This window comes from Intrasporangium sp., assembly GCF_040414665.1.
GTDB lineage: Bacteria > Actinomycetota > Actinomycetes > Actinomycetales > Dermatophilaceae > Intrasporangium.
Map to the genome: position 1 here is coordinate 24,408 of NZ_JBEDUL010000019.1, position 10,477 is coordinate 34,884.

General features: G+C 71.4%; 12 protein-coding genes and 1 pseudogene. 7 read left to right on the forward strand and 6 right to left on the reverse strand.

Features of this window, described 5'->3' with window-relative positions; translation table 11 throughout:
* Positions 1–76 precede the first annotated feature (76 nt).
* The 3 genes and pseudogenes from ABF401_RS02350 to ABF401_RS02360 form a co-directional block, all read left to right on the forward strand.
* A pseudogene (locus ABF401_RS02350) lies at positions 77–415 on the forward strand (DUF2200 domain-containing protein); the annotation flags it as partial.
* 266 nt (positions 416–681) lie between these two features.
* Positions 682–1,437 carry an SDR family NAD(P)-dependent oxidoreductase gene (locus tag ABF401_RS02355; protein WP_353507924.1) on the forward strand — a complete coding sequence of 252 codons (756 nt, stop codon included), beginning with the start codon at positions 682–684 and terminating at the stop codon, positions 1,435–1,437.
* On the forward strand, positions 1,434–2,558 hold the full coding sequence (locus ABF401_RS02360) for an S-adenosylmethionine:tRNA ribosyltransferase-isomerase (RefSeq protein ID WP_353507925.1): 1,125 nt from the start codon (positions 1,434–1,436) through the stop codon (positions 2,556–2,558). Before ABF401_RS02355 ends, ABF401_RS02360 begins: the two co-directional genes overlap by 4 nt.
* A gap of 20 nt (positions 2,559–2,578) precedes the next feature.
* Here ABF401_RS02360 and ABF401_RS02365 read toward each other — a convergent pair whose 3' ends face one another.
* From ABF401_RS02365 to ABF401_RS02380, 4 genes are read right to left on the reverse strand one after another with little or no spacing between them, the layout of a single operon-like run.
* The gene (locus ABF401_RS02365; protein ID WP_353507926.1) at positions 2,579–3,205 is read right to left on the reverse strand and encodes a response regulator; all 627 of its coding nucleotides are present in this window, start codon (positions 3,203–3,205) and stop codon (positions 2,579–2,581) included.
* Positions 3,202–4,530, reverse strand: coding sequence for a sensor histidine kinase (locus tag ABF401_RS02370; protein WP_353507927.1), 1,329 nt, complete (start codon positions 4,528–4,530; stop codon positions 3,202–3,204). The genes ABF401_RS02365 and ABF401_RS02370 overlap by 4 nt, the downstream gene beginning before the upstream one ends.
* A 23-nt stretch (positions 4,531–4,553) precedes the next feature.
* Positions 4,554–5,291 (reverse strand): ABC transporter permease, encoded by a 738-nt coding sequence (locus tag ABF401_RS02375; RefSeq protein ID WP_353507928.1) that lies wholly within the window; start codon positions 5,289–5,291, stop codon positions 4,554–4,556.
* Positions 5,288–6,211, reverse strand: a complete 924-nt coding sequence (locus ABF401_RS02380) for an ABC transporter ATP-binding protein (protein ID WP_353507929.1) — start codon at positions 6,209–6,211, stop codon at positions 5,288–5,290. The genes ABF401_RS02375 and ABF401_RS02380 overlap by 4 nt, the downstream gene beginning before the upstream one ends.
* Before the next feature lie 144 nt (positions 6,212–6,355).
* On the opposite strand from ABF401_RS02380, the gene ABF401_RS02385 reads away from it, so the two are divergent.
* The gene (locus ABF401_RS02385) at positions 6,356–7,510 is read left to right on the forward strand and encodes a glycerate kinase family protein (protein ID WP_353507930.1); all 1,155 of its coding nucleotides are present in this window, start codon (positions 6,356–6,358) and stop codon (positions 7,508–7,510) included.
* 294 nt (positions 7,511–7,804) lie between these two features.
* The gene (gene erpA, locus ABF401_RS02390) at positions 7,805–8,191 is read left to right on the forward strand and encodes an iron-sulfur cluster insertion protein ErpA (RefSeq protein ID WP_353507931.1); all 387 of its coding nucleotides are present in this window, start codon (positions 7,805–7,807) and stop codon (positions 8,189–8,191) included.
* 115 nt (positions 8,192–8,306) lie between these two features.
* Here the strand turns inward: erpA and ABF401_RS02395 are convergent, their stop codons facing one another.
* Entirely contained in the window at positions 8,307–8,504 is a 198-nt protein-coding gene (locus tag ABF401_RS02395; protein ID WP_353507932.1) for a hypothetical protein, read from the reverse strand.
* Between the two features lie 80 nt (positions 8,505–8,584).
* Positions 8,585–8,932, reverse strand: coding sequence for a ferredoxin (gene fdxA, locus ABF401_RS02400; protein WP_353507933.1), 348 nt, complete (start codon positions 8,930–8,932; stop codon positions 8,585–8,587).
* Between the two features lie 81 nt (positions 8,933–9,013).
* Between fdxA and ABF401_RS02405 the strand changes: the two genes are divergently transcribed.
* A complete protein-coding gene (locus ABF401_RS02405) occupies positions 9,014–9,703 on the forward strand; it encodes a DsbA family oxidoreductase (protein ID WP_353507934.1) in 690 nt (229 codons plus the stop codon).
* A complete protein-coding gene (locus ABF401_RS02410) occupies positions 9,684–10,406 on the forward strand; it encodes a helix-turn-helix transcriptional regulator (RefSeq protein WP_353507935.1) in 723 nt (240 codons plus the stop codon). The genes ABF401_RS02405 and ABF401_RS02410 overlap by 20 nt, the downstream gene beginning before the upstream one ends.
* Positions 10,407–10,477: the final 71 nt, after the last annotated feature.

Consider the following 10,477-nt stretch of genomic DNA (forward strand, 5'->3'; position numbering starts at 1 on the left):
GACAGATCGTATGCCGCTGTGCCTGCTCCCAGCGTCACCCCCCGGTCCGCACCTGGCCGGCACTACCCTCGGGAGGATGAGCCGGATCTTCACCACCAGCTTCGCGTCGGTGTACCCCCTCTACGTGACGAAGGTCGAGCGGAAGGGGCGCACGAAGGACGAGCTCGATGAGGTGATCGAGTGGCTGACCGGTTTCGACGACTCCGCGTTGAGCGATCACCTGGCCGCGGGCACGACCGTCGAGGACTTCTTCGCGGAGGCCGCGCTCAACCCGAATGCCTCGCAGATCAAGGGCGTGGTGTGCGGGGTGCGCGTCGAGGAGATCGACGACCCGCTCATGCAGAAGATCCGCTACCTGGACAAGCTCGTCGACGAGCTGGCCAAGGGCAAGGCGATGGACAAGGTACTTCGGACTTCGCCCTCAGGGCGCGGAGAGCACCAGCGGCCAGACCTCGGCAAGCATGCCCTCGCCGTTGCAGAGGGCGACGAGGGTTAGGTCGGGTCAGGTCGGGTCAGGTCCGGGTCGGGCCGATGGCACGCACCGGTCTCGACGCCCGGGTCGTCGCCGTCGTGCCCTCGTCCCACGTCGCCGTGCCCGCAGCGTAGGTCCGAGCCGTGTGCAGAGATGCAGTCCGGAAACGAGGTTGACCTGAAGTCGGCTTCAGGTTGGAGGCTGTGCGCATGGACTCATCACGTACAGCCCTCATCACCGGCGCCAGCCGTGGCCTCGGGCGGGCCCTTGCGGGACGGCTGGCCGACCAGGGATGGCGCCTGCTGCTCACCGGCCGGGCAGCCGACGACCTCGCCCTCGCAGCCGCAGAGCTGGCCCGAACCACCGAAGTGGTCGCCCGCGCCGGCGACGTCGCCGATGCCGCTCATCGCGAAGAGCTTCTCAGGGTGGTGACGGGCTGGGGGAGTCTCGATCTGCTCGTCAACAACGCCAGCACGCTGGGCCCCACCCCGCTCCGCCGTCTCGAGGACCTCACGCCCGAGGCGCTCAGCCGGATCCTCGACGTGAACGTCGTCGGTCCCCACGCACTGACCCGGGCCGTCCTTCCCTTCCTCCTCGCGGATGGCGGCGTCCTGCTCGACATCTCCTCTGACGCGGCGGTCGGGCACTATGAGACGTGGGGTGGGTATGCGTCGTCGAAGGCCGCCCTCGACGAGCTCGCGTTGACGCTCGGAAGCGAGCTCAGCGGCATACATGCGTATGCGTTCGACCCCGGTGACATGCGCACGGCGATGCACCAGGCGGCCTTCCCCGGTGAGGACATCAGCGACCGACCGCTGCCCGAGGAGGTCGCGGTCCCGGCGATCCTGCGCCTGCTCGCGGTCCGGCCACCGAGCGGCCGCTACCGGGCCGTGGACCTGCTCGGGGAGTCCGCCGTCGGGTCGCCTCCGGAGGCCACCTCCACCGCTTCCGGAGGCTCGGCATGACGGCCGGGATCGGGCAGCGCCCGGCCACCCGGTTCGGCCCGACGGAGGAGCTCACCGCCGACGCGCCTCCCGAGGCCAAGGGCGTCAGCCGGGACGCAGTGCGCCTGCTCGTTGCGTCGGAGCAGCACGGCGCAGTGACTGTCGAGCACACGATGTTCCGGGCGCTGGGTCGCCATCTGCGGCCGGGCGACGTCCTCGTCGTCAACAACTCGGCCACCATCGCGGCTGAGGCCGACGGCCGGCTCGCCACCCGAGGCCCGGTCGTGGTCCATGTGGGCGCACAGCTCGACGACGGTTCGTGGGTCGTCGAGCTGCGCACCGCGCCGGATGCCGCCCACCCCCTGCTCGACGCTGCCGTCGGCGACGAGATCGACCTCGGGGGTCGCCATCGCCGGGCCACCCGGGCCACCCGGGTCACGCAGTCCCCGCCGACCCTTCGGCTCGTGGCTCCGCATGCCGAGGAGGGCTCGTCCCCGTCCGGATCGGGCAACCGGCTCTGGAGGGCGGTCGAGTCCGCCGGCGGCGGTCTCACCGACCACCTCGCCTCCCATGGACGCCCCATCGCCTACGGCTACCTCCGGGCCCGCTTCCCGCTCACCGCCTACCAGACCGTCTTCGGCACGATCCCCGGCAGCGCCGAGATGGCGAGCGCGGCACGACCCTTCACCACCCACCTGGTGACGAGCCTCGTCTCGGCGGGCATCGTCATCGTCCCCGTCACCCTCCACACCGGCCTCTCATCGCAGGAGGCCGGGGAGGCGCCGCAACCCGAGCGGTTCGCCGTGTCGGGGTCGACGGCGGCCGTCGTCAACGCGGCCAGAGCCGCCGGCGGGCGCATCGTCGCCGTCGGCACGACAGCCACGCGCGCCCTGGAGTCGGCCGCCGACGAGACCGGCGTCGTCCAGGCCGCCGGAGGGTGGACCGACGTCGTCATCTCGTCCGACCGTCCGGTCCGGGTCGTGGGAGGCCTCGTCACGGGGTGGCACAACGCGGACGCCTCGCACCTGCTCCTCGTCGAGGCGGTGGCCGGGCCGACTCTCACTCAGGCCGCCTACGACGCGGCGCTCGCCCGGCGCTACGCGTGGCACGAGTTCGGCGACTCCGCGCTGCTGCTGCCCTGACTCCCTCCTGACGCTGGTGGTCAGCTGAGGATGCCGCGGCGGTGACCCTCGCTCACCGCCGCGGCGCGGTCGCGGACGCCGAGCTTCTCGAACACGCGGAGCAGATGCGTCTTGACGGTGGTCTCGCTGACGAAGAGCCGTGCGGCCACGTCCCGGTTGGTGGCGCCGTCCGCGATGAGCGTGAGTACCTCGCGCTCGCGCGGGCTGAGGGCGCCCGGGGCCGGCTCCCGGACTGAGGAGATCAGTCGCCCCGCGACCGAGGGAGCCAGGGCCGCCCGCCCGTGGTGGGCCGCCCTGACGCCCTCGACCAGCGTCGCCGCCGAGCTGTCCTTGAGGAGGTACCCCGTGGCGCCCGCCTCGATCGCCGGTAGGACGTCGCTGTCAGTGTCGAACGTCGTCAGGACGAGCACGTGCACGTCGGGGGCCTGCTTGCCCAGCGTTCGGATGGCGGCCACACCGCCCATCCCCGGCATCCGGAGATCCATCAGCACGACGTCGACATCGTGCGCGGCGACGAAGGCGAGTGCCGACTCCCCGTCGGCGACGTCGCCGACCACGGTGATGTCCTCGACATGGCGCAACATCCCGCTGAGGCCGTCGCGGACCACGGGGTGGTCGTCGACGATGAGGACCCTGATCCCGGTCACGCCGTCTCCTCGCCGGCCCCGCGGAGTCTCATCGGCGCCGGCATGACGACCGACACCGTGGTCCCGGCCCTCGGCTCGGACTCGATCCTGGCGAACCCGCCCGCCGCTGCAACCCGCTGGCGCATCGACCGCAGCCCGAACCCTCCCCCCGTTCCCGTGCTGCCCTGGCGGAACCGGTGGCCGGGCGGCAGGCCCCGGCCGTCGTCGCGGACGTCGAGCAGGACCTCGTCGTCGGTGTAGGTCAGCGTGACGACCGTGCGGCTGGCGCGTGCGTGCTTCTCCACGTTGGTGAGTGCCTCCTGGGCCGAACGGTAGAGGGCCACCTCGGCGTCGGCGCCCAGCGTCCGCGGCTCGCCGGCCACGTCGAACGCAACCTCCACGCCGGACCCGGCTCCCCACGTCCCGACCAGGTCCCGAACTGCGTCCGGGAGCCTTGCCGTCTCGAGGTGCTCGGGGCCGATGGCGTGGAGGGAACGGCGCGCCTCGGACAGCGCCGTGCGGGCGAGCTCGCGGGCCAGGTGCAGGTGGTGCTGCCGGTCGGCCGGCGACGAGGACTGCTCCATCGCCTCGAGCTGGGTGACCACTCCGGCGAGCGCCTGCGCGATCGTGTCGTGAACCTCGCCGGCAAACCTCTCCCGCTCGGCCTGGACCCCGGCTTCCCGTGCCTGCTCGACGAGCTGGGCCTGCAGCCCGGCGTTCTCCGCCAACGTGGCCTCCAGCCGGCGGTTGGCGAGCTCCAGCTGCTCGAGCGAGTCGATGCGCCGGCCCTCCTGACGCTCGGAGGTTTCGGCGAACCTGATGACGACCACGGCCACGGTGCCATTCAGGAGGATGAGCACGAGCCAGATCGGCAGGATGTCGACGGTGGGCGTCGTCGGTGCGCCGGTCTGGCCCCAGCTGATCACGGCCGCTGCTGCAACGATGGCGGCCCATCGTGACGCACCGTGGAGCACCGGGGGCAGTCGGAAGAAGAGGGACCAGGCGAAGAAGCCGAACAGGGGATGCACCGCGTGGACGAGGCTGGCGGCGAGGCCGACGAGCCCGAGGCCGACGGCCAGGTCGATCAGGTGGGACAGGCCCACGCGGCGGCTCGCCATTCGCGCTCGCCGAGCCGGACGGGCCCATGCGAGCTGGTCGAGCAGCGCCGTCACGGTGCTCACGCCGACCGCCACCATCGGTGCGACCCGGGACTGACCCGTGACGATGACACCGCACGTGACAACCACGAGCATGGCGGGAGGGAGCCAGCGGTAGAAGGCCTCCTGTCGCGCCCGGAACCGCCGGTCCGAGGGCAGGATGGCGGCGGCGGGCCCCCTGGTACTCATCCGGCCGATGGTACGGGGCCGGGCTACTCCCACCGGAACCACTTGACGGCGGCGGCGGCAAGGACCACGGCATAGGCAACGAGGACGAGCAGGTGCTGGGCCGCGGGCCAGTCGCCCAGGGACGCGGCGTGAAGCGCGGACGACGCGGCACCGAGTGGCGTGAACTCGCTGACGGACCGCAGCACGTCCGGCATGACCTGCACCGGCAGCCACAGCCCGCCGAAGAACATGAGCGGGAAGAACGCCATCGAGCCGACGGCGGCGGCGACCTTGGCCGAGGGGGAGAGGGCGCCGATGAGCAGCCCGAGCGACAGCAGCGCCGTCGTGGTCAGGACGATGACGAGGCCGTATGCCGCTGGGTTGGCCGGCAGCGGCACAGCGAAGACCGCGCGCCCCACCGTGAGGACAACCGCGGCCACCGCGACGATGATCACGGTGTTGAGCGTGAACTGGGCCGCCATGAGCAGTCGCCAGCCGGCCGGCGTCGTCGCCAGCCGCTTGAGGATGCGCCGCTCGCGACTGGTGCCGAGCTCGGTCCCGACGCCCGTCACGGCCACGAAGGTCATGGACATGAGGATCATGACCGGGACGTAGACGTCGAGCATCCGGACCCCCGTCTCGGGACCGACCTCGCGGAACGACGGGATGAGCCCAAAGATGCACAGCAGCGCGACGGGGAACACGCACGTCCAGAAGACGGCCAGCGGCTCGCGGAAGAAGAGTCGGGTCTCGGATCGGGTCATGGCCGTGTAGGCGCTCATCTCTGGGTCTCCTGGTTGTGTCGGTGGGTGGCCGTCAGGGCCACGAAGGCCTCGTCGAGGCCGGCCTGGTCGACCCGCAGCCGCCGGGCGAGGATGTCCCGGCGGATCAGCTCGCCGATGACGGACTGGACGACGCCGTCGGCTCCACGCACGACGATGTCGGCCCCATCCCGTCCGACCGAGTGCACGGCGTCGAGGCCGAGGAGCGCGTCGGGGTCGAGCGGCCGGGAGGGCATGAACCGCAGGGTCTGCTCGGGTGCCGCGCCGGCGGAGATCTCCGCGGGGGTTCCCAGCGCCGTGACCCGCCCGGCGTCGATGACGGCGACGCGGTCGCAGAGGAGCTCGGCCTCTTCCATGAAGTGGGTGACGAGCACGATCGTCACCCCGCCGTCGCGCAGGTTCCGCACGAGCTGCCACGTCTCCCGGCGGGCAGCAGGGTCGAGCCCGGTCGTCAGCTCGTCGAGCACGGCGATCCGGGGCCTGCCGACGAGCGCGAGGGCGATCGAGAGCCGCTGGCGTTGTCCTCCGGACAGCTTGGCGAACGGCGTGCCGAGGAACGTTTCCAGTCCCAGCTGTTCGACGAGGCCGTCCCGGTCCGCCGGCTCGGGATAGAAGGCTGCGTAGAGCTCGAGCGCCTCTCCGGCCGACAGCTTGTCGGGGAGCGCTGACTCCTGGAGCTGGGCGCCGACGACGGTCGTGATCCGCTCGTGGTCCAGGGCGGGGTCGATCCCGAGCACCGACACGGTGCCGCCGTCCCGCTCTCGCAGGCCCAGAAGGCACTCGACAGTGGTCGTCTTGCCGGCGCCGTTGGGTCCGATGATCCCGAAGATCTCGCCCTCCTCGACGCTCAAGGAGACGTCGTCCACGGCGATCGTGTCTCCATAGGTCTTGCGCAGGCCGGAGATGTCGATGACTGGCATGGCATCGAGTGTGCTGGGGCGCCGGTCGCCCCGGTATGGACCACGCGGACCTGTTCGCCGACCAGTGGTTCGACGCCTCGCCTCCTCCGAATGGAGGACGGCGGTGAGACGGGCTCTGACACGAGGGTGTGACAGCATGCGCGCGTGCACGTGCTCATCGCCCCCGACTGCTTCACCGGTACCCTGACCGCCGGGCAGGCGGCCGCAGCGATGGCTGAGGGTTGGCTGCGCACCGCGCCCCACGACACGGTGGAGGTCGTCCCGCTCTCGGACGGCGGGCCGGGATTCGTCGACGTTCTCTCGCAGAGTCTGGCCGGGCAGGTCCATGGAGTGGTCGTCTCGGACCCGCTGGGTCGACCCGTCCCGGCGACCGTGCTCATTGCCGGCGCCACGGCCTATCTCGAGTCCGCGCAGGCGGCCGGGCTGCACCTGCTCGCCCCGATCGATCGCGATCCGACCCGCACGACGACGTTCGGCGTCGGCGAGCTCGTGCAGGCCGCTCTCGACCTCGGCGTGCGGCAGGTGGTGGTCGGCCTCGGCGGGTCCGGCACCAATGATGCCGGGGCCGGCCTGCTCGCGGCGCTCGGCGTCGGGACACGGGAGCGCCTCGGCGTCGGCGGGCTGGCCCTGGCCGGCGTGACGGTCCAGGACCTATCCGGCCTGGCCGACGCACGCGAGCGACTATGCCGCACCGACGTCCTCATCGCGAGTGACGTGGACTCGCCGCTGCTCGGCCTCAAGGGAGCCAGCGCCGTCTTCGCCGAGCAGAAGGGGGCGTCGCCCGAGCAGGCGCAGGCTCTCGAGAACGCCCTCAGCCATTTCGCGAGCGTCATTGCGCGCGTGAGCCCGCCGGCAACGGACCTGCTCACCGGCGCGCCCAGGAGACCGGAGCGGGAACCCGGCGCGGGGGCGGCCGGGGGTCTGGGCTATGCCCTGCACCTGCTCGGCGGGCACCGGGTCGCAGGCATCGAGGCAGTGCTCGAGGCGGTCGGCTTCGCGGACCGGCTGGCGCGCGCAGACCTCGTGCTCACGGGCGAGGGCGCCCTGGACTGGCAGTCGCTCCACGGCAAGGTCGTCGTCGGGGTTGCGACCGCGGCCGCGCATCGCGGCGTGCCCGTCATCGCCGCTCCCGGTCGGTCGGAGCTGGGCCGCCGCGACGCCATGGCGGCCGGCCTGTCCGGGGTGTACCCGGTCGTCGACCGGCCCGCCGAGCTCGAGCTCTCGCTCGCCGACCCGGCCGGGACGCTCGCGGCGCGAGTCGCCCGCGTCGCTCGCACGTGGTCGCCGCGCCGCGACTGATCTCGCGAGCCGCCCCTTGGTCGAGTGTGCACCTCGCGTCGGGCTGGGCCCTGGTCGAGTGTGCAGTTCGCGTCGGGCACGGACGGCTGGGCAGCACCAGGTGCGCACTCGACGAGGGAGTGGCGGACGATCGGGAGGTCCCGTGCCCACTCGGCGAGCCCAGCGGCATACGGCATGGTGTGGTCGATGCGGGCATCCGGCGAGGTGCGACGTATCCTTGGGACATCGGGAACACTTCCGACTCCGCTTGGGTTGTCACTCGAGACCCATGCTCCATGACGTGAAGGACTGCACATGAGTGTCGACACGAACGCTTCCGCCACCGAGGCCACACCGGCCCAGACCGAGGCTCCGGCCCACGGTGTCATCCTCACCGACGTGGCGGCCTCGAAGGTCAAGAGCCTGCTGGAGCAGGAGGGTCGCGACGACCTGCGCCTGCGCGTGGGTGTCCAGCCGGGTGGGTGCTCGGGCCTGATCTACCAGCTCTACTTCGACGAGCGCACGCTCGACGGTGACCTCGTCCGCGACTTCGACGGTGTCGAGGTCGTCGTCGACCGGATGAGCTCGCCGTACCTCGAGGGCGCGACGATCGACTTCGCCGACACCATCGAGAAGCAGGGCTTCACGATCGACAACCCCAACGCGGGCAGCAGCTGCGCCTGCGGCGACTCCTTCAGCTGAGTCCAGCCGAGATCACGACGAAGGGCCCCACCCAGCGGTGGGGCCCTTCGTCATCTCTGCCGTATGCCGCTGAGCCGGCCGCCGCTCCGACGGCCACCTCGCGCGGGTGGTCGCGTCAGAAGCCGTAGTCTCCGAGGCCCTGGACGAGGGCGGCGGCGTCATCGGGGACGTCGATGTCCACGTGCTCGGGGGTGGACCCGGTGGCGGCGAACCGGGGAAGGTGGATCGCCCGGGAGTCGTCGACGAGCTCGGCGATGCTGCCCGAGTCGAGACCGTCGCGCGGGCTGGGAAACTCGATGGTCGGGGTGCTCATACCGCCCACGCTAGGCCGCTTCGGCACCGGCGGACAGGCCTACCACGGGGTAGCGCAGGGGGAGCGACGTGACGTGGGTCTCACTCGGTCTCACGCTGGGGGAAGGCCGCTACGAGAGGCGTGTCGAACGGCAGCACCCCCAGCTTGGCGGCGCCGCCGGGGGAGCCGAGCGGCTCACTCTGCCCGGTCATGGTCTCCTCGAAGAAGTCGGTGTTGTCCTGCAGGTAGGGCTGCAGCTCGGCCGGCAGATCGTCCTCGTAGTAGATCGCCTCGACGGGACAGACCGGCTCGCAGGCGCCGCAGTCCACGCACTCGTCGGGGTGGATGTAGAGCGATCGCTGGCCCTCGTAGATGCAGTCGACGGGACACTCCTCGACACAGGCGCGGTCCTTGACGTCGATGCACGGGCTGCCGATCACGTAGGTCATGAGCTCTCCTCGGCTCTTGATGTTTTCACAAGGAAGTTGTAAAAACACTGTAGACCGATGAATCCGGGAGGAGAAGAGCCGGTGGCGACGGAGCTGCGGAACATGCGGATGACGCGCATGACGGTGTGGGGCGACTTCACCTGTCCCTGGAGCCACCTCGCGTGGCGGCGCACCGAGGCGCTCGCCGACGACGGGGTTGCGATCGACTGGCGCACCACCGAGCACGAACCCTGGCACCAGCTAAGTCGTACCGAGCTGACCGACCGCTTCCAGGCGCTCCAGGCCGAGGTGGCACAGGTGCTCACCCACCTGCTGCCGGGCGAACCGCTGCCCTACACCCTCAAGGGGCACGTGCCGTTCACGGGCGCGGCGACCTCGGCCTATGCGGAGGCCTATGCCGCAGATGTCGCACGTCCGGTCCGGCGGAGGCTCTTCGAGGCCTTCTGGGAGAACGGAGTCGACCTCGACGACGCGCGAGTCCTGCGGACGCTTCTCGTCGACGACCTGCTCAAGGGCTCGTCGACCTCCGAGCCGGTCTGGCGCTGGGGCCTCGCGTGTGACGTCACCGGTGGACCCATCTCGAATGCGGCGTGGCACTTCATCAGGGACTGGCGCTCGCAGTGGCGGGAGGTCGGGGGCACGGTCCCGACGCTCGTCGTCGACGGGCAGGCCATCGTCGGCGTGGACGCGGTGGACTGGCTCGGCACGCAGCTGCAGGAGCGGGGACTCGACGCGTGGGACGATCGAGAGCGTGAGCATTCCGCCGCCTGACCGAGCCGAGGAGGCGCAGCGGTTCGGTCCCTCGCGGAGCCGGGTCCTCGCCGTGCTCCAGGACCTGGGCGCCCCGGCGACCGCGGCAGAGGTCGCCGGCCGTCTGGGAGCACACCCGAACACCGCCAGGTTCCACCTCGAGGCCTTGGTGGCTGCCGGAGTCGTGTCGCGTGAGCGCGAGGAGCGGACGACGCCGGGCCGGCCGCGGACGCACTACGTCGCCGAGGTCGCTGCGCCGCGGGCGACACAACGCAGCTACCGGCTGCTCGCGGACATCCTCGCGACCCACCTGGCGAGCAGTGCGGACGACCCGGCTCGCGAGGCCGCTGACGCCGGCCGCACCTTCGGCGGGCTCGCCGCGCCGGCGGGGGAGCGGCCCGGGTCCCTCTCCGCCGCTGCGGACCTCGTGGTCGAGACGCTCTCCGGCATGGGCTTCGAGTCCCGCCCCGCGGTCGAGGGGGATCGGGCCCGCATCGACGTCATCGCGTGTCCGTTCCTCGAGGTGGCCACGCAGCACCTCGACGTCGTGTGCGCGGTCCATCGCGGCCTCATGGAGGGCCTGCTCGAGCGCGTCGGGGCACCCGTGGACGTCGAGAGCCTCGAGCCGCTCGTGGGGCCGAGCCACTGCGTTGCCCGTCTCGCTCGGCGCGGTCGCCGCGCGGGGGCAGAGGTGCGACGGTCCAGCCCCGCCCCCGCACGCTAGGTTTGCGATGTGCAGATCGCCATCACCGGTTCCATCGCCACCGACCACCTGATGACCTTCGAGGGGCTCTT

Coding starts and splice junctions, on each gene's coding strand:
- ABF401_RS02355 (WP_353507924.1), top strand. CDS start 682: ATGGACTCATCACGTACAGCCCTCATCACCGGCGCCAGCCGTGGCCTC.
- ABF401_RS02360 (WP_353507925.1), top strand. CDS start 1,434: ATGACGGCCGGGATCGGGCAGCGCCCGGCCACCCGGTTCGGCCCGACG.
- ABF401_RS02370 (WP_353507927.1), bottom strand. CDS start 4,530: ATGAGTACCAGGGGGCCCGCCGCCGCCATCCTGCCCTCGGACCGGCGG.
- ABF401_RS02375 (WP_353507928.1), bottom strand. CDS start 5,291: ATGAGCGCCTACACGGCCATGACCCGATCCGAGACCCGACTCTTCTTC.
- ABF401_RS02380 (WP_353507929.1), bottom strand. CDS start 6,211: ATGCCAGTCATCGACATCTCCGGCCTGCGCAAGACCTATGGAGACACG.
- erpA (WP_353507931.1), top strand. CDS start 7,805: ATGAGTGTCGACACGAACGCTTCCGCCACCGAGGCCACACCGGCCCAG.
- ABF401_RS02395 (WP_353507932.1), bottom strand. CDS start 8,504: ATGAGCACCCCGACCATCGAGTTTCCCAGCCCGCGCGACGGTCTCGAC.
- fdxA (WP_353507933.1), bottom strand. CDS start 8,932: ATGACCTACGTGATCGGCAGCCCGTGCATCGACGTCAAGGACCGCGCC.